The sequence below is a fragment of the Ruegeria sp. BG6 genome (genome assembly GCF_056538465.1).
The window spans coordinates 165,085-186,632 of the sequence record NZ_JBQFTB010000004.1 but is presented as its reverse complement, the minus strand read 5'-3'; the positions used below and the strand labels follow the sequence as shown (position 1 = coordinate 186,632).

Here is a 21,548-nt window from a genome sequence, read left to right as displayed (position 1 = left end):
CTCTACTCAACGGCTTTCGGTCAGCCACTGGAAAGACCATCTTGCCCAACCGCACTTGCGGCGCAAGCTAGCTGACGATCTTGCCGCGCTTCTGATCCCTGCGGTCCTGAAAAACCTGCCGCCGCCCATGCAGTTGCGGGACCGGAACATCTCAGCCTGGATCGAGGCCCGTCACGCCGAAAGCGACATTCTGCTGGTGCGTCAAGGCACCGACAATGAGCTGATCGGACTGATGGTGCTGGCCGTCGATACGGAGAGTGATCCGCCTCCGAGTGTCCATATCGGCTATCTGATTGGAGAAACTGCCTGGGGAAACGGATATGCCTCCGAACTGTTAAAGGGGCTTCAGACCGAAGTGTCGTCAGGCCCTGCCATGCGACTCGTTGCTGGTGTCGATCGCGACAATCCAGCCTCTGCCCGCGTGCTTCAGAAAGCGGGTTTCAAACTTTGGACGGAACGCTGTTCCGCCACCACCGAGATGTATGTCTGCGACGTCGGCTGATTGACGGTGCAGTCAGGTCTTGTCACTGTATAAGGGTCGGCAGGCCGTTGGTCATGACAAGATACAGGGCCAAGACCTGCAACGTGGCAACTCCGAACAGCCAGGCCGAGAATCCGCGTTTTCGGGATTTGTGCCGAAACAGCCATCGTCCAAGCAACGCGCCGGGGCTGCCGCCGAGGGCTGCAAGCCACAACAACCTGCGTTCTGGAATTCTGCGCTTGCGCCGCTGAGCCCGGACCTTGTCCCAGCCGAAACACAGCAGGGTCAGACCGTTAACCGCCCAAAGATAGATCACTGCAATCCACATGAGTGGGACATAGCCAATCGGACAGGTCGACCCAAGTGAAAAAATGCTTGGAATTTTCACGGAATCGCGTCATCGTGAAAAACGAGGAGAAAATTTCACGAGAATCGGAGTGGCCCCCTTGAACAGCCAGGCCCCGCAAAGCGCGACACTCGGAGCGGACATCCGCGCCCTGCGCAAGGCGCGCGGGTTGACGCTGACCGATATCGCGACACGGCTGGACCGGTCCGTCGGCTGGCTCAGCCAGGTTGAGCGCGACAAATCCGAACCATCGATCTCGGATCTGCGCCAGATTGCCGAGTGTCTTGGCGTTCCGATGTCGATGCTGTTTGCGCATTCCGCGGCGCCGGCCGCCGAACAGGGCTATGTCGTCCGGGCCGGATCACGGCGACCGATGGGGTCTGGCGAAGAAGGGCTGATCGAAGAACTGCTGTCTCCTGATCTGACCGACGATTTCGAGATGGTGCATTCTACCTTTCGACCCCAGTCTCGCATGCAAACCCCTGCAAATCGCCCGACGCAAGAGGTCGGTTACATGGTCTCCGGGCGGCTTGATCTCAAAATCGGCGATCGTGAATACACGGTCGGTCCGGGTGACAGTTTTCGGATCAAGCACGAGCCCTATCAATGGTCCAACCCCTATGACGAGCCCGCGGTTGCGGTCTGGGTCATCGCCCCGCCGGTATACTGATGAGCTTTGAGGCCTGGACCATATTCGCGCTGTTCTGGGTGGTATTCGTTACCACACCGGGGCCGAACGCGGTCAACTGCATCTCGAACGGGATGAACCTGCCATTTGCCAAGGCGATGTTGGGTGTTCTGGCCATTCTGACTCAGGCCAGCGCGTTTCTGATCCTGTCGGCGCTGGGCGTGACCGCATTGATCGCGGCCTCGCCAACCGTGTTTTTCATCGCCAAACTGATCGGGGCAGGGTTCCTGATCTGGATGGGCGTGCGCGGTTGGATGAACGCGGCAAAGCCGGCACCTGCCACGGAACGTCCAGCGCGGCATGTCTATCTGCACGCGCTGGCCATTGCCACGATCAATCCCAAAAGCGTCGCAGGATACCTGGCCGCGTTTTCGCAATTCGTGCAGCCCGATGTGCCGATCTGGCAGCAAATGTCGGTCATCATGCCAACAGCGCTGGTCATTACGACACTCAGCTATACCGGTTTCACACTTCTGGGCGCGCTCATGGGCAAGGCGGCGCTGGGCGCGGTGTTCAACATCTGGGTGCGCCGGATCATGGCTGCATGTTTCATCATTTACGGTGTGCTGCTGGGAACCAGCACCACGCCGACAGCAAGGGGGTAATAGAATGCAGACAGGTTCTTGTTTGTGCGGCTCGGTTGCCTTCGCGGTCGACGGTGAGCTTTCGCCGCCATCGGCCTGCCATTGCGGTCAATGCCGCAGGCAGTCGGGTCATATCTGGGCGTCCGCCTCGACGCATCAGGACAATCTCAGTTTTTCCGCCAGTGACACGCTCAGCTGGTTTCGTGCCTCGGATATCGCCCGACGCGGCTTCTGCAGCGCCTGCGGCTCGTTCCTTTTCTGGCAACACAATGACGAAGACACGATTTCTATTTCCATGGGGGCGCTTGACGAACCCACGGGCCTCACGCTCGCCCGCCACATCTTTGTGGCCGACAAGGGCGAATACTACGACATCACGGACGATCTGCCTCAAGAGGCACAGTAACAGGGATCAAACAACATGAGTGATTTTCCGACAAAAGCCCGCGTGGTTGTTATCGGTGGCGGTGTGGTGGGGGCTTCCTCGCTGTACCATCTGGCCAAGAAGGGTTGGACCGACTGCGTTCTTCTGGAAAAGAACGAGCTGACCGCAGGTTCAACCTGGCACGCGGCGGGCAACGTGCCGACGTTTTCGACCTCGTGGGCGATCATGAACATGCAGCGCTACTCGACCGAGCTGTATGCGCGGCTGGGCGAAGAAGTCGACTATCCGATGAACTACCATCAGTCCGGCTCGATCCGTCTGGCGCACAGCAAGGAGCGGATGCAGGAATTTGAGCGGGCGATGTCGATGGGCCGTTACCAGGGCATCCCGATGGAGATGTGGACCCCGGAAGAGGCCAAGGAACGCTATCCTTTCCTTGAAACGCATGATCTTGAGGGCGTGCTGTATGATCCGACCGATGGCGACATCGACCCCGCGCAACTGACGCAGGCGCTGGCCAAGGGAGCCCGCGACATGGGCCAGAAGATCATCCGTTTCTGCCCGGCAACCGGCGTGACCCAGCATGACGACGGCACCTGGACCGTGCACACGGACAAGGGCGATATCGCCTGTGATTATGTGGTCAACGCCGCCGGTTACTACGCGCAGCGTGTGGGAGAGTGGTTCAAAACTTATGGCGGCCGAACCGTTCCCGCGATGGTCATGAGCCACCAGTATCTGCTGACCGACGAAATCCCCGAAGTCCAAGCGTGGTCCAAGGAAAACGGGGGCAAAAAGCTGCCGCTGCTGCGCGACGTGGATATCTCTTACTACCTGCGTCAGGAGAAGAACGGCTTCAACCTTGGCCCGTATGAGCCCAATTGCAAGGGCCACTGGATGACAGAAGATGACCCGATGCCCGAGGACTTCAGCTTCCAGCTGTGGAATGACGATCTGGATCGCATCGAAGACATCGTGACCGACGCGATGGAGCGGGTGCCGCTGATGGCGACCTCGGGCGTTGGCCGCGTGATCAACGGCCCGATCCCTTATGCACCGGACGGTCTGCCGCTGATCGGCCCGATGCCCGGAGTGAAGAACGCGTTCGAGGCGCACACCTTTACCTTCGGTATCGCGCAGGGCGGGGGTGCCGGCAAGGTGCTGGCCGAATGGATCGTCGATGGCGCGACCGAATGGGATATGTGGGCTGTCGATCCGCGCCGGTATACCGATTACACCGATCAGGACTACTGCAACCAGAAAGGTCTGGAGGTTTATGGCAACGAATACGCCATGCACTTCCCTCATCACGAATGGCCTGCGGCGCGCGACAAGAAACTGTCGCCGGTTCATGCCAAGGTGAAAGAGCTGGGCGGTGTCATGGGGGCCTATAACGGCTGGGAACGGGCCAACTGGTTTGCGCAGCCCGGCGACGACACGTCGCTTGAAGCCACCCACACATGGGGCCGCTCGGGCCCGTGGGAGCAGCGCGTAAAGGAGGAATGCGAGGCCGTGCGCGACCATTGTGGTGTACTGGATCTGCCGGGTTTCTCGCGCTTCATGGTCAAGGGCGAAGGTGCTGCCGAGGCGCTGCGTGGTCTGGTCACGGGTGGCCTGCCCAAGACCGGTCGCATGAACCTTGTCTATATCTCTGATGATCGTGGTCGCATCCTGACCGAGATGTCCTGCATCCGGATGGGCGAGGACGAGTTCGTCATGATCACGGCCGCAACTGCCCAGTGGCATGACCGCGACATTCTGCTGAACGCTATGCCCGAAGGCGTTTCGGTCGAGGATGTGACCACCACCCGCGATACACTGATCGTCACGGGGCCGAAGTCGCGAGAGATCCTGTCGGGCATGACCGATGCGGACCTGTCGACCGGATGGCTGACCCACCAGTCGGCAACCGTCGCCGGGCAACCCGCTTACCTCATCCGTGTTTCCTTCGCAGGTGAGCTGGGTTGGGAGGTTCATGCCCTGAACGAACACATGCCAGCGATCTATGGCGCCATCATTGACGCGGGTGCCAAGCCCTTCGGGATGTATGCGCTCAATTCCCTGCGTGTCGAAAAGGGTTATCGTGCGTGGAAAGGCGACCTGTCGACCGACTACTCGCTTCTGGAAGGCGGTTTGGAGCGGTTCGTGAAACTGGACAAACCACAGGACTTCCCTGGCAAGGCTGCGATTCAGAATGAAAAGCAGCAGGGCGTGAAAAAGCAGTTCGTCACCATGCTGGTCGAGGCCGGAGATTGCGACGCACCGTACATGTCGTGCCTCTGGCATGATGGTCAGATCGTGGGTGAAACCACATCCGGTGCATGGGGGTATCGCATCAATGCGTCGGTCGCACTGGGCATGGTGCGTCCTGATCTGGCTGCTCCGGGCACCGAGCTGGAGGTCGAAATCTACGGCCAGAAATGCCGAGCGGTCGTGCAGCAGGATCAGCCGCTCTGGGATCCGGAAAACGCACGGTTGCGCGCATGATCCATCAGGGAAAACTGCGGGTCGGCCAAAAGTCGGGCGGACCCGCAATTTGATGCAACACCGCTGTCGGGCATAATGCATCCGCAAAACCTGCAACGGGGAGAGATGGCAATGACCCAACCGGAGACAATGTCCGGTGTTTACCTGACACGCCATGGCGGGCCGGAGGCACTGGAATGGCGTCAGGATATTCCCCTGCCCACCCCCGGACCCGGGCAGGTTCTGGTCCGGGTGGCTGCGGCAGGCGTCAACAATACCGATATCAACACGCGTGTTGGCTGGTATTCACCGGATGTCACGGGTGCAACGGACGCGGTCGATCAGGATGTCGATGCCGGCGGTTGGGGCGGCGCTCTGCAGTTTCCCAGAATACAGGGCGGTGATTTGTGCGGCATCGTTGAGCGGACAGGGTCCGGCACCGGTTTCCAGCCAGGTCAACGTGTCACCTGTCCGATCAACTTGCCGCGCCCGCGCCCCGGTCAACCCAGCGGTTTCATTGCATTGGGTTCTGAGATTGACGGCGCCTTCGCGCAATACTGCCTGGTCGAGGCAAGCGACCTCTATGACGTGTCCGCGTCACCCCTGTCGGACACCGAGATTGCGGCAATCCCCTGCGCTTTCGGCACGGCCGAAAACCTGCTGACCCGCACAGGTGTAACGGCCGGACAAAAGGTTCTGGTAACCGGGGCATCCGGTGGGGTCGGGCTGGCTGCCGTCCAACTTGCAACATTGCGCGGGGCTTCCGTCTGGGGTGTCACCAGCGCTGCCAAAGCAGACGTGGTCAAGGGACAGGGTGCGATAGATACCTTTGATCGCGACGCCGCCTTGCCGCCAGACATGTTCGATGTGGTGGTCGACGTCGTCGGCGGACCGGCATTTCCGGGGTTGATTCCGGCGCTGAAGCCGGGCGGGCAATACGCCGTTTCCGGCGCCATAGCAGGCCCGATTGTACAAGCGGATCTGCGCGATATCTACCTGAGGGACATCACCATTCATGGCTGTACGCACCAGGCATTTGACGTTTTCGGACGGCTTGTCGAACTTATCAATGCAGGGCGGATCAGGCCGCTTGTTTCGAAGACGTATCCTCTGAAAGACATTGCCCGGGCGCAGGAAGATTTCCAATCCAAAGCGTTTCCGGGGAAACTGGTCCTGATTCCGTAACGAGGTAAGACATGGCAGACATCACCCTTCTGGACGGCTCCATCGGGCAGGAACTGGTCAAACGCAGTGGCGACCGGGCAACGCCGCTTTGGTCAACGCGGGTGATGATGGATCACCCGGAACTGGTGGGCGACGTTCACGCTGATTATTTTCGCCGCGGCGCTACGATCGCGACCACCAATACCTATGCCGTTCACCGTTCACGCCTGGAACGTGTGGGATTGGAAGACCAGATCGGAGCGCTGACGGACACCGCCCTTTCTCAGGCAGAACGCGCACGCGCGGGAACCAAAGGTCGCATTGCAGGGTCGCTGGGTCCGCTGCTGGCCACCTACAGGCCCGACCTGCGGCCCGACCCTGAGGACGCCGCTCCGAAATACGCCGAACTCGTCGAACTGATGGCAGACAGGGTCGACCTGTTCCTGATTGAAACCGTTTCGTCGGTACAGGAAGCAGAAGGTGCGTTGCGCGGCACAGTCGATGGCGGGCGTCCCGTCTGGCTGGCCCTGACCGTCGATGACACAGACGGTACACGCCTGCGGTCGGGTGAACACCTGTCGGAAATCACACCTCTGGTCGACCGCTTTGCGCCAGAAGCCGTGCTCATCAATTGCTCGCCACCCGAGGCCATGCCTGCGGCTTTGCAGATCATCGCGAACATGGGAAGACCGTTTGGCGCCTATGCGAACGGATTCACCGAAATTTCCGAGGGATTTCTGAAGGACGCCCCGACCGTCGACGCGCTTGAACAGCGCAGCGATCTGGGGCCTCAGGTCTACGCCGAACACGCCATGCGCTGGGTGGAACAGGGGGCCACGATCGTGGGCGGTTGTTGCGAGGTCGGTCCGGACCATATCGAGGCACTGGCCGAACAGTTGCGCGCAGCCGGGCACATGATTGTCTGAGGGCACGAGAATGCAAAAGCGGACAGGACCCGAACCGCAAGGATCCGGCAAACAGTATCAGTTCGATATCATGGTTGCGCCGGGATACGTTTTGCTGGAGCTCGCGTCATTGGTCGATGTCCTGCGGATTGCCAACCGCGTTTGCCCGAATCCTCCGTTCCGGTACACCTATCGGTCGCTAAGAGGCGGCCCTGTCGAAAGCAGCAGCGGTGCGACCGTTTCAACCGAACCGGTTTCTGCACAACCTGATGCCGACTATCTGTTCGTGATCGGCAATTCCGACCCGGACCTGCCGGACCTGTCACTTGGGCGGGTGGTGTCGGACTATACCTACCGCGGCGCGCAGGTGTTTTTGCTGGCCGAGGCCGCCAGCCGCTATATTGACGAGCAGGGCACGGATGACATGGCCACCCACTGGGAAAACGCATCTTTCCTGCGCGAAAGGGGCGCCCGGTTCGAAGCCAAGATGTCCATCGCAACCCAGCAGGGTTCGGTCGTCACCTGCGCCGGAATGGAGGCGACCACCGATGTCGCCCTGGCCGTTATCGGGCGCCATGTTTCGGGCCCTGCCAGGATGACGGTTGCTGACATCATGTTGCACGAAAACATCCGGGACTTTTCCTCGCAGCAGCCGTTTTCCGGAGTTCGGACCACGGCGACCGGGGATGCAAAACTGGACCAGTGCATCAAGCTGATGCAGGCCAATATCGAAGACCCTTTGCCGATCCAGGACATCGTCAATCTGCTGGGGCTGTCGAATCGGTCGCTCGAACGCAAGTTCCGGTCGATCTTTGGAACCACACCAAACGGTTTTTACCGCGAAATGCGGCTGGCGCGCGCGAATAATCTGCTTCTGAACACCACCATGAGTGTGCGCGAGATCGGCCTGGCTTGCGGTTTCCCCAACGGTTTCTCGTCGATCTACAAAAGCTTTTACGGAATCACGCCGTTTGTTCTGCGGCGGGAAAAGCGGGCGTCTTCGCAAAGGTGATTTTTGCAGAGGACCTGACGATTTTGATGCATTTGTTGTCGCACATCCGTGGCATTTTATCCCAAACCTGACACAGCGGAGACATCAGGATGGTTGATCTTCCCACCAAGGCCCGAGTGGTCATCATCGGCGGCGGCGTTATCGGATGCTCGGTCGCGTATCATCTGACCAAGAAGGGTTGGACAGATGTCGTGCTGCTGGAACGCAAGCAACTGACCAGCGGCACGACATGGCACGCCGCGGGTCTGATCGCGCAGCTGCGCGCGACGGCCAACATGACCAAACTGGCGAAGTACAGTCAGGAACTCTATGGCTCGCTTGAGGAGGAAACCGGCGTTGCGACCGGGTTCAAGCGCTGCGGATCGATCACCGTGGCCCTGACCGAAGAGCGCAAGGAAGAAATTTATCGCCAGGCCGCCATGGCGCGGGCATTCGGGGTCGAGGTTGAAGAAATCTCGAACGAGCGGGTTGCGGAGCTTTATCCGCATCTGAACCTCGAAGACGTCAAGGGTGCGGTTTACCTGCCGCTGGACGGACAGGGCGATCCAGCCAACATCGCGCTGGCACTTGCCAAGGGCGCACGGCAGCGCGGCGGCATTGTCAAAGAACGCGTGAAAGTCACCGAGATCGTCAAACAGGGCCGCAAGGTGACAGGTGTGGACTGGGTTGCCGATGACGGCAGCGCCTCGGGCCACATCGAATGCGACATGGTGGTGAACTGTGCAGGCATGTGGGGGCACGAGGTTGGCCGGATGGCGGGCGTCAACGTCCCGCTGCACGCCTGCGAGCATTTCTACATCGTTACCGAGAACATCGATGGTCTGACGCAGCTGCCCGTGCTGCGGGTGCCGGATGAATGCGCCTATTACAAGGAAGACGCGGGCAAAATCCTGCTGGGCGCGTTCGAGCCGAACGCCAAGCCATGGGCCATGGACGGTATCCCGGATACCTTCGAATTCGACCAGTTGCCCGAGGATTTCGACCATTTCGAACCGATCCTCGAAGATGCCTGCAACCGGATGCCCATGCTGGCCGAGGCAGGTATCCATACCTTCTTCAACGGCCCCGAGAGCTTTACCCCCGACGATGCCTACCACCTTGGCCTTGCGCCCGAGATGGACAATTTCTGGGTCGCGGCAGGGTTCAACTCGATCGGCATTCAGTCCGCCGGTGGCGCGGGGATGGCACTGGCCGAATGGATGGATACGGGTGAGAAACCGTTTGACCTTGGCGATGTGGATATCAGCCGGATGCAGCCGTTCCAGGGCAACAAACAGTACCTGTTCGAACGCTCGAAAGAGACGCTGGGCCTGCTCTATGCCGATCACTACCCCTATCGTCAAAAGGCGACCGCGCGCGGTGTGCGGCGGACGCCGTTCCACCACCACCTGAAGGAACAGGGCGCGGTATTTGGTGAACTGGCCGGATGGGAACGCGCCAACTGGTACGCCAGTGAAGGGCAGGAGCGTGAGTATCAGTACAGTTGGAAGCGCCAGAACTGGTTCGAGAATTCGGCAGCCGAGCATCGCGCCGTGCGTGAGAATGTCGGCATGTACGACATGTCGTCGTTCGGCAAGATCCGGGTGGAAGGTCCCGATGCCGAGGCGTTCATGAACTATATCGGCGGCGGCGACTACTCGGTGCCCAATGGCAAAATCGTCTATACCCAGTTCCTGAACCGCAGCGGCGGGATTGAAGCGGACGTGACGGTCACCCGCCTGACTGAAACGTCCTATCTGGTGGTCACTCCGGCGGCGACCCGTCTGGCGGATCAGACCTGGATGCAACGCCATGCCGGCAATTTCAACGTGGTCATCACTGACGTCACCGCGGGCGAAGGGGTGCTGGCCGTGATGGGCCCGAACGCCCGCGCGCTGCTTGAAAAGGTCTCGCCCAACGACTTCACCAACGCAACCAATCCATTTGGTACCGCACAGCAGATCGAGATCGGCATGGGGCTCGCCCGCGCGCATCGCGTGACCTATGTGGGTGAACTTGGTTGGGAAATCTATGTCTCGTCTGACATGGCGGGTCATGTGTTCGAAACACTGCACGAGGCTGGTCAGGACATGGGGCTGAAGTTGTGTGGGATGCACATGATGGACAGCTGCCGGATCGAAAAGGGCTTCCGCCATTTCGGCCACGATATCACTTGCGAAGACCATGTTGTCGACGCCGGACTCGGGTTCGCTGTAAAGGTCGACAAGGGCAGTGATTTCATCGGCCGCGAGGCGGTAATCGCGCGCAAGGAAAGCGGGCCAAAGAGTCGCCTGGTGCAGTTCAAGCTGACCGATGCAGAGCCGCTGCTGTTCCACAATGAACCGATCATTCGCAATGGTGAGTATGTCGGCTATCTCAGCTCAGGCAACTATGGCCACACGCTGGGCGGCGCCGTTGGTATGGGATACGTGCCATGTGAGGGCGAGAAGGCGGCTGATGTATTGGCATCGAGCTATGAGATCGACGTGTGCGGTGTGAAGGTTTGGGCAGAGGCATCGCTGAAGCCGATGTACGACCCTAAATCCGAGCGCGTCAAAGTCTGAACCGGTGCTGTGGGGGCGCTGCCCCCGCCGCAGCAAGCTGCGCCTCCCCCGGGATATTTGGGGCCAGATGAATGAAGGATCCCTTGTTCATCTGGCCAAAAATATCCCGGAGCGCGAGGCAGAGCCTCGCAAACGGTGAAAAGCCAGCTGAAAGCCCAAGGCGCGATCCTATCAAGGTTCGTGATACGAGCCTTCACAGAATTCACAGTTCCCAACCCGGCCTGAACTGCCGTAAAGACGAACGGTATCAGCCGGAGACCTGACATGGCGGACATCGCTGCTCCAACTCAGAACGTCGATACGCCGCGCGGTCTGGCGCTGGCTGTAACCGCCTATGTACTGTGGGGGTTTCTGCCGCTGTACATGAAGGCGATGGCGCATATCGGTCCGGTCGAGGTTGTGGCTCATCGGGTGATCTGGTCCGTGCCGGTCGCCGGTCTGTTGCTGATCGCGCTGGGGCGTACAGGCGATCTGAAGGCGGCACTGCGAAACCCAAAAATGCTGGGCATGGCCTGCCTGACGGCCGCTTTGATTTCAGTGAACTGGGCGATCTATGTCTGGGCTATTGCCACCGGGCGGGCGCTGGACGCGGCATTGGGGTACTATATCAACCCCTTGTTCAGCATTGCGCTGGGCGCAGTTTTGCTGCGCGAACCTTTGAACCGAACGCAGATAGTAGCGGTTGGGCTGGCAGCGCTGGGCGTCATCATACTTGTGCTAGAAGCCGGAGCACTGCCCTGGGCCGCACTGGGTATGATGTTTACTTGGGGCTTTTACGCGTTCTTCAAACGCTCCCTTCCTATCGGACCAAACCAGGGGTTCCTTCTCGAGGTTCTGGTTCTTCTGATCCCGGCGCTGGCCTACGTGACCTGGCTGGGTGCGCAAGGCCGCGGACATTTTGGGTTGGCCGGGGCGGATACGATGCTGCTGGCGGGTGCCGGTTTGGTGACGGCGGTGCCTTTGCTGGTTTACGCCAACGGTGCCAAGCTGGTGCGGTTGTCCACCATGGGCATTCTGCAATACATCGCCCCAACCATGATCTTCATCACCGCGATTACCTTGTTTGGAGAACAAATCGATCGTGGTCGCATGATCGCCTTTCCGCTGATCTGGGCGGCTTTGGTTGTCTATTCGGTTCCGATGATCCGGCAGATTCGGGCTCAGTCCTGACGCAGCGCGCGGTCAACTTCATCCGCCCAGATCGCGTAGGTTTTCGGACTGGGGTGATACCCGTCGGGCGCGGCAAGCGCCGGGTCATCCGGCAAATCCAGCACGAGGTGCCGGCACTGAGGGCGCTCTGCGACCACCTTCTGCAGCGCCTGATCCAGCCGTCGCGCCTGCCGGTCCAGAACCCAGGCCAAAGGTTGGGGTAGGGCCGGAAAACGGCCCATTTGCGGGACTGCAGTAACAATCACGCGCCGCGCGCCCATGGCGCCTGTCAGCAGGGACATCAGGCGGGCTTGTCGTTCGGCAAACCGGCGTTGCGTCACGGCGCGGGTGACGTCATTCACACCCAGCGCCGTCACCACGGCATCGAACTGAGTATTCAGCGTCCCAAGACGGTCTATCGTATCCTGCGTTGTATGGCCGGTCGTAGCCTCCAGCCGCCATTCAACACAATAGTGCCGCGCCAGGCGCTGGACGAGTTGCCCGGACAAGGCCTGTTTCTGCGTGCCTGCGCCTACGCCGGCAGCCGAACTGTCACCCGTGATCAGCAACCGCAGCCGGGGGCCGCGGCCTTCGCGGCCTTCGCGCGGCCCTGATGGCTCGGGCAGCATCTGGGCATTGCGCCGGACAGACAGACCCTGCATCGCCAGAACTGGCAGCAGCGGAAGGCGCAGAAGCTGATCAGCGGCGACAGGAGCACGCATGGTCAGCTCAGCGCCTTGCGAAATTCCAGAAAGCGGGCGTCGCTCATCACCCGCGCCATCATCGCCTCGCGCAGGGCGCCGACGGTTTTGTGCGGGCGCATGACCACTTCGAATTTCTGGATCAGGCCATCGTCATCCAGCGTAATCAAATCCACACCCACGGCATCCAGTTCACCGACCTTGCATTGGAACTCCAAAGCCCAGTCGCAACCCTCGCCCATGACGCGGCGATAGCGAAACTCGGAAAACACCTGGCTGACATGCCCAAGCACCGCCGCAACAGGTGCACGCCCGGTCCATGTGCTGTAATAAGTCGGCGGCAGGAACTGCACATCCTCGGCCAGCAGATCCGGTATCCGGGCCTCGTCACCTTTTGCAACCGCGTCCTGCATGCGCTCGATTGTCGGATGCATCTCTGTTCCTCCTCAACTGGGTCCGAGAGTTGCCGAACGATGGGTCGCAAGCAAGGACGACGTTGCGGGAGGTCGCGCGCTGCGATAGGCAAGCCCGCATGAGCGAGAACTACACCCCCCCGAACACGCCACTGGATGTGCTGCATGAAGACGCGCAGCTGATCGTGGTGAACAAACCGCCGGGCCTGCTTTCGGTACCCGGCCGGGGGGAGCATCTGTCGGATTGCCTTCTGACCCGGGTTCAGGCGGCTTTTCCTCAGGCCCTGCTTGTTCACCGGTTGGACCGGGACACGTCAGGTGTGATGGTGTTTGCACAAACACCGCATGCGCAACGCCATCTGGGTCAGCAGTTCGAACAGCGCCAGACGCGCAAAACCTATGTAGCGCGAGTGTGGGGCCTGGTTGAGTCCAAATCCGGAATGGTTGATCTGCCTCTGATCGTCGACTGGCCAAACCGGCCGCGCCAGATGGTGTGTCACGAGACGGGCAAACCTGCGGTGACGGACTGGCGGGTCGTCCGACATGAGGACCGCAGCACGCGCATTCGGTTGTTTCCCAAAACGGGCCGGTCGCATCAGCTGCGGGTTCACATGCAGGCATTGGGGCACCCGATCCTGGGTGATCCGTTCTATGCGACGGGTGCGGCGCGGGATTACCCGCGCCTGATGCTGCATTCCGAAGAGCTGCGCCTGAAGAACCCCGAAGGCGGAGTTGCGATGAAATTCAGGGCCAAGCCCGATTTCTGAAGCTAAAGCACCCAGCCCCATATCATCTTGAGGTTGCCCAGAGAAAATCGTCTGACGCGTCTTCGCTGTTGCATGGACCGACAGTGGCGTTCGGCCATGATCTGGCGTTCAATCTCAAATCCGCGCAAGGTGTGATCCTGCGACCATCTTCCGAGTTTCAGCGTCATCATGACGTGGTTGTCGCGGCTTGGCATGATTGCTCTCCATTTTTGCGTGATGTGCCAAGCATTGCAGTCCTCTCCTGACACCACCCTGTCAGTGGGGTGTGCTACTGTGTCAGCAGACCGTCAGGAGGATGCGATGGGCCGATCTACCCGTCTGTTTGAAATTATCCAGATCCTGCGCATGTCCGATGCGCCGGTGACAGCGGATGCGCTGGCAGAGCAACTGGAAGTATCTGTTCGCACCGTGTACCGCGATATCGCGGCGCTGCAGGCGCAGCGGACGCCGATCGAAGGAGAGGCGGGCGTGGGCTACGTGATGCGCCGGGGGTATGATCTGCCGCCGCTGAACTTTGATGCGGAAGAAATCGAGGCGCTGTGGGTTGGGCTGTCAATGCTGGCCCGCACGGGTGACAGCACGCTGCAACAGGCCGCAGACCGCGTTTGCCGGAAAATCGAAGCGCTGCAGGTGCCCGCAGACTGGTTGCAGGTGGCGCCGTGGGGGGCGCCTCGGGACGATCCTGACAAAGGGTGTGTTCCGGTTGCCAGCTACCGCGAGGCAATCCGGGCGGAACAGAAACTCAGGCTGGTTTACGTCAATTCCGAAGACGAGCGTACGGAACGCGTCGTGCGCCCGGTTGCGCTGATCTATCACATCGAATGCACGATGCTGGCGGCATGGTGCGAGTTGCGAAACGGGTTTCGACACTTTCGCACGGACCGTATCTGGGCGTGTGACGTTCTGGACGCGCATTTCTGCGGTCAGGGCCAGCCGCTGCGCGCCATCTGGCAAGAGAAGAACAATTGGGATGGCTCATCAGCCCCTGCTTGACTGGCAGGTAATTGCCGATTTCACCGGAATGTTGCTTGAGGCTTCAGCGGCCTGCCGTGATATACTGGCCCAAACAAATCAAACCCGATGAACGGGTTCATGAGCAGAGGGTAAATCCATGACGATTTCCAAGTTTGTTATTTCTGCCGGGCTGTGTTCGGCCCTTGTTCTTGGCGCATGTACCGACCCAGGCACGCTTTCAGTGCAAAGCGACCCCAATCAGAACGCAAAGCAGGGTGCCTTGCTGGGCGGTTTGATCGGTGCAGGCGTCGGCGCTATTGCCAATGACTCGGATCCGCTTCTGGGTGCGCTGGCCGGTGGTGCCATTGGAGCCGCAGGTGGCGGCGTCATCGGCAATCAGCTTGATCGCCAGGCGGCGGAGCTGCGTCAGCAACTGGCCAATGACGGGATCACCATCGTCAATACAGGCGACCGCCTGATCGTTACCGTCCCCAATGACATCACCTTTGACACCGACAGCTCGACCGTGCGTCCGGGGCTGCGGTCCGATCTGGTGAAGGTGGGGCAGAATCTGGTCAACTACCCGAATTCGAACGTTCAGATCATCGGACACACCGACAGCGACGGCGACGCCACCTATAATCAGGGCCTGTCCGAGCGGCGGGCCAATGCCGTGGCCGATATCCTGCAGGCCAATGGCGTCAGCTATTCCCGCATCACTACAATCGGTCAGGGTGAAAACAATCCGGTCGCTTCGAACCTGACGCCGGATGGCAAGGCGCAGAACCGTCGGGTCGAGATTGTCGTCGTGCCCAGCGGCAACGCCTGATCTGATCCAACAATCGTGGACAGGGCACATTCTCTTGCCCTGTCCATGCGCACTGACTGTGCGTCAACAGGGCTATGGTCCCGGTCCATCCCCGTATAAGTTCCCGAAAACAACAAAGCGGAGTTCCCGATAATGTCCGAACCGACCCTTCTGGGCCTGTCCGGTTCGTTGCGCCAGAACGCGACAAACCGAAAGTTGCTGCGCGAGGCCGCGCGGTTGTTCGAGCCCGGCACTTTCATCGAGGCCGACCTCAACCTGCCTCTGTATGACGGTGATCTGGAGGCGGGTGAGGGCATTCCCGCGTCGGTTCAGGTGCTGGCTGACCAGATTGCGCAGGCCCATGCGGTGATCATTTCGACCCCGGAATACAACAAGGGGCCGTCCGGTGTGCTGAAAAACGCGCTGGACTGGGTCAGCCGAACCAGTGGCAAACCATGGGCGGACAAGCCCGTTGCGGTGATGTCCGCCGCCGCTGGTCGGGCCGGCGGCGAACGCGCGCAGATGATGTTGCGCGCCTATATGGTGCCGTTTCAGACGCGCATCTTGCAAGGTCCTGAAATCCATCTTGCCGACAGCTCGAACGCATTTGACGATCAGGGGCGGCTGAGTAGCGAGCGCTATGAGAACCCGCTGCGGACGCTGATGCAGAAGCTGAAAGCCGAGGCCGGTTTCTGAGGCCAAGGCGCGGTACTTGTTCCGCAATGCCCTGGCGCGTAACGTGCGGGCATGTCAGATGAAACTCGGGCCGAAACACAGCAGGACATGATGGATCCCGCGCGCGCCGCTGCCTTGCAGGTGGCGCTGGGACAACCAGTTTCCGTTGCGGCGGGCGCACCGCTTCCGCCGTTTTTTCACCAGTTGTATTTCTGGTCACCGCTTCCACCCGATCAGCTTGGCAGGGATGGGCACCCCAGGGTGGGCGGCGGCCTGATCCCGGATCTGGGCCTGCCACGTCGCATGTGGGCCGGAGGCCGGTTGCGGTTCCGCGCGCCCCTGGTCGCGGGCAAGCCAGCCCGGCGCCGGTCCTTTCTGGAAAGCGCCACGTCAAAAACTGGCCGGACCGGGCCGCTGGGTTTTGTCACCTTGCGGCACGAGATCTGGCAGGGGGAAGATCTGTGTCTGACGGAATGGCAGGATCTTGTTTACCGTGAAGACCCTTCGGCTGATGCAATCAAGCCGAAGCCGCCAACGGCCAGAACCGACCAAACGGATCGCCGAGAGCTTAGGTTTTCCTCAACTTTGTTGTTTCGGTATTCGGCACTGACATTTAATGGCCACCGGATCCACTATGATCTGGACTATGCGCGCGACGTCGAAGGCTATGACGGGCTTGTCGTTCATGGACCGTTGCTGGCGCAGCATCTGATGTTGTTTGCAACCGATCTGATGGGGCCGCTGTCCGAGTTTTCGTTCCGCGCGTCCTCCCCACTCATGCACTTCGAAACGGCGGCCCTGTGCCGGAACGGTCGCGAGCTGTGGGTCGCGGGGCCGGACGGCCGGAAATGTATGCAGGCGGTTGCCACTCCGGTGTCAGAGTGAGGCTTCGGGTCTGAATCCCTCCGGTATCTGATCGCGTTTTTCCAGTATCAGATCGGCCATGACATCGGCCACTTTGGGGGCCATACCGAAACCGATCTTGAAGCCGCCATTGGCAATGTACTGACCCCGGTGCATAGGATGTTCGCCCAGCATTGGTGCGCGGCTTTTGCTGCGGGGGCGGACCCCGGCCCAGCGTTCAATCACTTCGGTGCCGTGCAGAACGGGAACGGCGCGCGTGGCGCGGTCGATCACGTCTTCCAGGGCGCTGTCGGTGCTGGAAGGGTCTTCATAGTCCCGCTCGGATGTCGATCCGATGGCCAGAGTGCCGTCCGCATGGGGCACGATGTGAATTGCATCAACAAAAAGCTGAGGCACCGTCCCTGCATCGAACCTAAGCAGGGCAGCCTGGCCCTTGACCCCATTGCCAACAGTTTTGCCATAGTGGCGGTTCAGTTCCAGTAGGCCCGCCAATCCGGTGGCGTGTACGACCCGACCCCGGTCGGGCGCGTCTGTGGCAATTTCGACCCCCATCACGGACAGGGCCGCAACCAGCGCGGCACAGGCCCGTCTGGGATGCATGCGCGCACTCAATGTGTCGTGGATGACGTATCCGGTCGGGCTGGGCGGGCACCAGGCGCCAGCCTTGGCGGTTTCAACAACGCGCCATTCTGCCTGTCCCTGCCACAGTTCGATGGCCGTTTTAGCGCGCTGATGCGCAAGATCCAGATTGCGCTGGTCAGCGATGGGCTGCAGGCGACCCAGACGCGCATAACCGGGTGACACGCCACCTGTCGCCTCGACCTGGTTCCAGAACGCTTGGGCCATGATCAGGCTGTCGAACTGAAATGCCTTTTTGGCATTCCAGTTTTCCGGCACATGAGGCGCCAGTGCGCCGACCAGACCGCCGCTGGAGCCCGAGCCGGGACCAAAAGGATCGACCACCTGCACCTTTGCGCCGCGCCGCGCGCAGGTCCAGGCAATGGACAGGCCGAAAATACCCGCGCCACGCACTGTCACATCGACCATTGCCAATCCCCTTTTCCTTGTTCAGTGTCGCGCCGCCTAGCTACAGGATTCCCCGATGGCAGACCAGCGCGCCGAACTGACCTGGACGGACGAGCAGATCCCGATTTCGGACCGGTTCGACGATCCATATTACTCGCTCCAGAACGGGCTGGAAGAGACACGGCATGTGTTTCTGGCAGGCAACGATCTGCCCGGTCGCTTTGCGCCGGGTTTTCGAATCGCCGAGCTTGGTTTCGGAACCGGCCTGAACATGCTGACGGTCTGGTCCGCGTGGGAGGCATCCGGTCAGACAACACCACTGACCTTCACCAGTTTCGAAGCCTTTCCGATGGATCCTGCAGACATGGCACGCGCACTGGCATGTTTCCCAGAGCTTCAACCCTGGAGCAGCCGGTTTCTGGCGCATTGGCAAGGTGGCGAATGCGATCTTGGCACGCTGCACCTGAAAGTGATCGAAGGCGACGCGCGTGAAACCCTGCCCGCTTGGTCGGACATTGCGGACGCCTGGTTTCTGGATGGGTTTTCCCCGGCCAAGAACCCGGAGTTGTGGCAGGCGGACCTGTTAAAGCAGGTCGCCGGTCACACTGCGACCGGCGGCACAGTCGCGACATATACTGCGGCCGGTTTCGTGCGGCGTGCGTTGACCGAGGCCGGGTTTTCAGTCACGCGTTCGCCCGGATACGGGCGCAAACGGCACATGACACGGGCAATCAAAGAATGAGTCAGCAGAACAATGTGCGGGCCGGGATTGCCCTGATGGTCGCGGCCACAATCGTCTTTGCGTTGCAGGACGGGATTTCGCGTCATCTGGCCGGAACCTACAACACCTACATGGTCGTGATGATCCGGTATTGGTTCTTCGCGGCATTTGTCATCACCATCGCGGCCCGTGCACCCGGCGGGCTGAAGGCGGCAACACAAACCAGCCAGCTTGGGCTTCAGGTCATCCGGGGAGTGTTGTTGGCGGCCGAGATCTGTGTGGCCGTTTTCGGTTTCACGGTTCTGGGTCTGATCGACAGCATGGCCGTTTTCATCTGTTATCCCCTGTTAGTGGCCGCGCTCAGCGGGCCGGTTCTGGGTGAAAAGGTGGGCTGGCGGCGCTGGTCTGCGATCGGGGTTGGATGCATCGGGGTCCTGATCATTCTCGAACCCGGTGTTGGCGTCTTCAACCCCTGGGCGGTCATTCCATTGATTTCGGCGCTGATGTTTGCGGTCTATGGGTTGTTGACCCGATACGTTGCCCGTCGCGACAGCACGGCCACCAGCTTTTTTTGGACGGGTGTCGTCGGGGCGGTGGCCATGACGCTGGTTGGCATGTGGTTTTGGGAACCGATGGCCCAGGCGGACTGGTTGTGGATGGCACTATTGTGCGTCAGCGGCGTGACAGGGCATTGGTTGCTGATCAAATGCTATGAAATGGCGGAAGCCAGCGCAGTTCAGCCCTTTGCCTATTTCCATCTGGTCTGGAGCGCACTGTTGGGCATTTCGATATTTGGCGAAACGCTGCGCCCAGCTGTTGTCGTGGGCGCGGCGCTTGTCGTGGCGGCAGGCCTGTTCACCCTATGGCGCGAAAGACGCCAGGGTTGAGCCGGTAAGTTCCTGCGAAAACGGAATGGGCAGGGCGGGTTTGCCCAGACGCGCGCGATAGACGGGCATGCTTTCCGCGACGCGCATTACATAGTTGCGCGTTTCGCTGAACGGGATGGTTTCGATCCAGTCGATGACGTCGACCTCTCCGGCGCGGGGATCGCCAAAGCGTTCCATCCACGAAATCGGACGCTTGGGTCCCGCGTTGTACCCGGCCGCCATCATGACCACGTTGCCGTTGAACTCGGCGGCCAGCCCGGATAGGTAGTTCGCCCCCAGCTTGGCGTTGTATTGCCAGTCCGATGTGAGGCGTCCGGTCTGATGACCGCTGAGGATGCCCATCTCCTGCGCGACCAGCTTGGCGGTGGCTGGCATGACCTGCATTAAACCGCGTGCGCCGGCTCCGCTGACCACGACCGGGTCAAACTCGCTTTCCCTGCGGGCAATGGCCAGGGTCATTTCCTTCGCCATGGGCAGGCCCATATCGGCCACCGGATGGACAGGGTAGTAGGCCGCAGGCAAAACCGATCCTGTTCTGGCGGCGCGCTTGGCGATCATGACTGCCAGATGTGGCTCCTTCAGTTCCAGCACCAGATCACCCAGTTGACCGGCCTCAACCGGATCGAGACCTTCCACCAGATGGGTCAGAAACTGTTCTGTCAGATTGTCCTCGCCGGCTCGCAGCAGCAGAAGCCCCGCTTCCAATACACTGGAATTCGCAAAACCCGCCTGTTTCCAATGCGGTGCGCGGCGCGGGTTGGCAAGCTCGCTGTCAAACGGGCGCCCGATGCGCTCGGCCGCCAGCAGGCCATAGAAGGAAGTCTGGTAATCCGCGCCGATTGCGTAGGCGTCATAGGCCTTGTCCGCATCGCCCTGCGCCGCATAGGCCCGGCCCAGCCAATAGCCGCCGCGCCCTTTGGAAATTGGCGACTGAACCGCGGCCGAGAAATTCTGGAAATGGCGCACGGCCGTGTCCGGATCGTTCAGTTTGCGCAGCGCGAGGAACCCGGCGAGCCATTCCAGATCAGCGTAACCATAGCCCATTTCGGGCGTCATGTGATGGTTGGCCGCCACGTCATAGGCGCGTGCGATATTTCCGTTGCGCATCTCCAGCCGCGCCAGCCTGCGCCGCCCTTCGGCCCATTTGCCCGGCTCGCCCAAAGCCTGTGGGCTGGTTGAGCGTTCCAGCATCAAATCGATGGCGCTGTCGTCAAGTTCCTTGCGGTCCCGCCATACGAATCGGTCGAAGGCCAACCCGGCTGACGACGCCAGCGAGTCCGGCACTGCCGAAATCTTTGCATCCACACCGGGCTGGCGTTTTTGCAGCGCGATTCTGGCTTCGGCCAATTTGCGTTCATCCGCACTGACCAGCGGCAACATCTGATCAGCGCTGACCAGATGCCCGTCCCAGAGCATACGGTCCAACCGGGCCGCGTGATGCGGTTTCAGCAATTTACCGAAGTTTTCCAGATAGTCCTTCTGCAAACCCGACCCCATGGGCATCGTGCGCCAGGCCATCACGATATCCGCTTCGGCATCGCCCCTGCGACCCTTGGCCATCAGGGCAACCGCGAAATTCAAGGCACCCTCGGCGGTTTGCGGCGGTGAGCCGTCGTAGAACTTCAATACCCGGTCCGGGTCGGCCCCGGTGAACGAAGGTTCGCTTTTGCGGCGCAGCCAGGCCAGTCCGGGCCAGTCCGACCGGCGGTCGAGAAAAACCAGTACGTCGCCCGAACTGCCAAAGCCGCTGCGCAACCAGTGCCAGACGATGATGTCACGGGACACCGACCCGCGCGTTCCTGAGACGCGCAGGGCCTCGTTCCAGTCGCCTTTGCGCATCTCGTTCAGCGCGGCGCGCAGGTCCGCGGCGGCATCCGCGCGCGCCTGAGCCGTCGAACAAAGAATCACGGTTATCAATACCGCCAGAAAACGTGTCATCCCTTGCATTTCCCAACCAACCAAGGATACAGCCATTCAGGATAAACCTTGCGCCGCCGGGATCAACTCAC

23 protein-coding genes are annotated in these 21,548 nt (G+C 60.6%); 17 read left to right on the top strand and 6 right to left on the bottom strand.

Annotated features, from left to right (window positions below):
• Window positions 1–55: 55 nt before the first annotated feature.
• Window positions 56–502, top strand: coding sequence for a GNAT family N-acetyltransferase (locus ACR0JW_RS10095; protein ID WP_170679459.1), 447 nt, complete (start codon window positions 56–58; stop codon window positions 500–502).
• Window positions 503–524: 22 nt separating this feature from the next.
• On the opposite strand, the gene ACR0JW_RS10090 is transcribed toward ACR0JW_RS10095, so the two are convergent.
• Window positions 525–869, bottom strand: a complete 345-nt coding sequence (locus ACR0JW_RS10090; protein WP_480713864.1) for a DUF1294 domain-containing protein — start codon at window positions 867–869, stop codon at window positions 525–527.
• Window positions 870–927: 58 nt separating this feature from the next.
• Here ACR0JW_RS10090 and ACR0JW_RS10085 point away from each other — a divergent pair, with 58 nt between their 5' ends.
• The 9 genes from ACR0JW_RS10085 to rarD all read left to right on the top strand — a co-directional run bounded on the left by ACR0JW_RS10085 (window position 928) and on the right by rarD (window position 11,744).
• Window positions 928–1,497, top strand: a complete 570-nt coding sequence (locus ACR0JW_RS10085; protein WP_170679460.1) for an XRE family transcriptional regulator — start codon at window positions 928–930, stop codon at window positions 1,495–1,497.
• On the top strand, window positions 1,497–2,120 hold the full coding sequence (locus ACR0JW_RS10080; protein WP_170679462.1) for a LysE family translocator: 624 nt from the start codon (window positions 1,497–1,499) through the stop codon (window positions 2,118–2,120). The genes ACR0JW_RS10085 and ACR0JW_RS10080 overlap by 1 nt, the downstream gene beginning before the upstream one ends.
• A 4-nt stretch (window positions 2,121–2,124) precedes the next feature.
• Entirely contained in the window at window positions 2,125–2,505 is a 381-nt protein-coding gene (locus tag ACR0JW_RS10075; protein WP_480713863.1) for a GFA family protein, read from the top strand.
• A 15-nt stretch (window positions 2,506–2,520) separates the two neighbouring features.
• Window positions 2,521–4,971, top strand: coding sequence for a GcvT family protein (locus ACR0JW_RS10070; RefSeq protein WP_170679466.1), 2,451 nt, complete (start codon window positions 2,521–2,523; stop codon window positions 4,969–4,971).
• A gap of 111 nt (window positions 4,972–5,082) precedes the next feature.
• On the top strand, window positions 5,083–6,135 hold the full coding sequence (locus ACR0JW_RS10065) for a zinc-binding dehydrogenase (protein ID WP_170679468.1): 1,053 nt from the start codon (window positions 5,083–5,085) through the stop codon (window positions 6,133–6,135).
• An 11-nt stretch (window positions 6,136–6,146) separates the two neighbouring features.
• Window positions 6,147–7,040, top strand: coding sequence for a homocysteine S-methyltransferase family protein (locus tag ACR0JW_RS10060; RefSeq protein ID WP_170679470.1), 894 nt, complete (start codon window positions 6,147–6,149; stop codon window positions 7,038–7,040).
• A 10-nt stretch (window positions 7,041–7,050) separates the two neighbouring features.
• A complete protein-coding gene (locus ACR0JW_RS10055; RefSeq protein ID WP_170679472.1) occupies window positions 7,051–8,031 on the top strand; it encodes a helix-turn-helix domain-containing protein in 981 nt (326 codons plus the stop codon).
• An 89-nt stretch (window positions 8,032–8,120) separates the two neighbouring features.
• Window positions 8,121–10,574, top strand: coding sequence for an FAD-dependent oxidoreductase (locus ACR0JW_RS10050; RefSeq protein WP_170679474.1), 2,454 nt, complete (start codon window positions 8,121–8,123; stop codon window positions 10,572–10,574).
• 264 nt (window positions 10,575–10,838) lie between these two features.
• Complete coding sequence (gene rarD / locus ACR0JW_RS10045; protein ID WP_170679476.1) at window positions 10,839–11,744, top strand: EamA family transporter RarD; 906 nt, start codon at window positions 10,839–10,841, stop codon at window positions 11,742–11,744.
• Here the strand turns inward: rarD and ACR0JW_RS10040 are convergent.
• Window positions 11,735–12,445, bottom strand: a complete 711-nt coding sequence (locus tag ACR0JW_RS10040) for an SGNH/GDSL hydrolase family protein (RefSeq protein ID WP_170679478.1) — start codon at window positions 12,443–12,445, stop codon at window positions 11,735–11,737. The genes rarD and ACR0JW_RS10040 overlap by 10 nt on opposite strands.
• Before the next feature lie 2 nt (window positions 12,446–12,447).
• Window positions 12,448–12,858, bottom strand: a complete 411-nt coding sequence (locus ACR0JW_RS10035; protein ID WP_170679481.1) for a nuclear transport factor 2 family protein — start codon at window positions 12,856–12,858, stop codon at window positions 12,448–12,450.
• A 98-nt stretch (window positions 12,859–12,956) separates the two neighbouring features.
• Between ACR0JW_RS10035 and ACR0JW_RS10030 the strand changes: the two genes are divergently transcribed.
• The gene (locus ACR0JW_RS10030) at window positions 12,957–13,604 is read left to right on the top strand and encodes an RluA family pseudouridine synthase (RefSeq protein WP_480713862.1); all 648 of its coding nucleotides are present in this window, start codon (window positions 12,957–12,959) and stop codon (window positions 13,602–13,604) included.
• Window positions 13,605–13,606: 2 nt separating this feature from the next.
• On the opposite strand, the gene ACR0JW_RS10025 is transcribed toward ACR0JW_RS10030, so the two are convergent.
• Complete coding sequence (locus ACR0JW_RS10025) at window positions 13,607–13,798, bottom strand: hypothetical protein (RefSeq protein WP_170679485.1); 192 nt, start codon at window positions 13,796–13,798, stop codon at window positions 13,607–13,609.
• A gap of 106 nt (window positions 13,799–13,904) precedes the next feature.
• Between ACR0JW_RS10025 and ACR0JW_RS10020 the strand changes: the two genes are divergently transcribed.
• From ACR0JW_RS10020 to ACR0JW_RS10005, 4 genes are all read left to right on the top strand, one after another.
• Window positions 13,905–14,597, top strand: a complete 693-nt coding sequence (locus ACR0JW_RS10020; protein WP_170679487.1) for a helix-turn-helix transcriptional regulator — start codon at window positions 13,905–13,907, stop codon at window positions 14,595–14,597.
• Window positions 14,598–14,715: 118 nt separating this feature from the next.
• Window positions 14,716–15,387, top strand: coding sequence for a YiaD family glycine zipper/OmpA-like lipoprotein (locus tag ACR0JW_RS10015; RefSeq protein WP_170679489.1), 672 nt, complete (start codon window positions 14,716–14,718; stop codon window positions 15,385–15,387).
• A 132-nt stretch (window positions 15,388–15,519) separates the two neighbouring features.
• The gene (locus ACR0JW_RS10010) at window positions 15,520–16,062 is read left to right on the top strand and encodes an NAD(P)H-dependent oxidoreductase (RefSeq protein WP_170614278.1); all 543 of its coding nucleotides are present in this window, start codon (window positions 15,520–15,522) and stop codon (window positions 16,060–16,062) included.
• 51 nt (window positions 16,063–16,113) lie between these two features.
• Complete coding sequence (locus ACR0JW_RS10005) at window positions 16,114–16,926, top strand: HTD2 family dehydratase (RefSeq protein WP_170679491.1); 813 nt, start codon at window positions 16,114–16,116, stop codon at window positions 16,924–16,926.
• On the opposite strand, the gene ACR0JW_RS10000 is transcribed toward ACR0JW_RS10005, so the two are convergent.
• Window positions 16,918–17,952, bottom strand: coding sequence for an NAD(P)/FAD-dependent oxidoreductase (locus ACR0JW_RS10000; RefSeq protein WP_170679493.1), 1,035 nt, complete (start codon window positions 17,950–17,952; stop codon window positions 16,918–16,920). The two genes, ACR0JW_RS10005 and ACR0JW_RS10000, sit on opposite strands and share 9 nt — an antisense overlap.
• A gap of 55 nt (window positions 17,953–18,007) precedes the next feature.
• Between ACR0JW_RS10000 and mnmC2 the strand changes: the two genes are divergently transcribed.
• Together mnmC2 and ACR0JW_RS09990 are read left to right on the top strand one after the other, a co-directional pair.
• The gene (gene mnmC2, locus ACR0JW_RS09995) at window positions 18,008–18,673 is read left to right on the top strand and encodes a tRNA (5-methylaminomethyl-2-thiouridine)(34)-methyltransferase MnmC2 (RefSeq protein WP_170679495.1); all 666 of its coding nucleotides are present in this window, start codon (window positions 18,008–18,010) and stop codon (window positions 18,671–18,673) included.
• The gene (locus ACR0JW_RS09990) at window positions 18,670–19,539 is read left to right on the top strand and encodes a DMT family transporter (RefSeq protein ID WP_170614282.1); all 870 of its coding nucleotides are present in this window, start codon (window positions 18,670–18,672) and stop codon (window positions 19,537–19,539) included. The genes mnmC2 and ACR0JW_RS09990 overlap by 4 nt, the downstream gene beginning before the upstream one ends.
• Here ACR0JW_RS09990 and ACR0JW_RS09985 read toward each other — a convergent pair.
• A complete protein-coding gene (locus tag ACR0JW_RS09985) occupies window positions 19,513–21,477 on the bottom strand; it encodes a lytic transglycosylase domain-containing protein (RefSeq protein WP_170679497.1) in 1,965 nt (654 codons plus the stop codon). The genes ACR0JW_RS09990 and ACR0JW_RS09985 overlap by 27 nt on opposite strands.
• Between the last annotated feature and the right edge of the window lie 71 nt (window positions 21,478–21,548).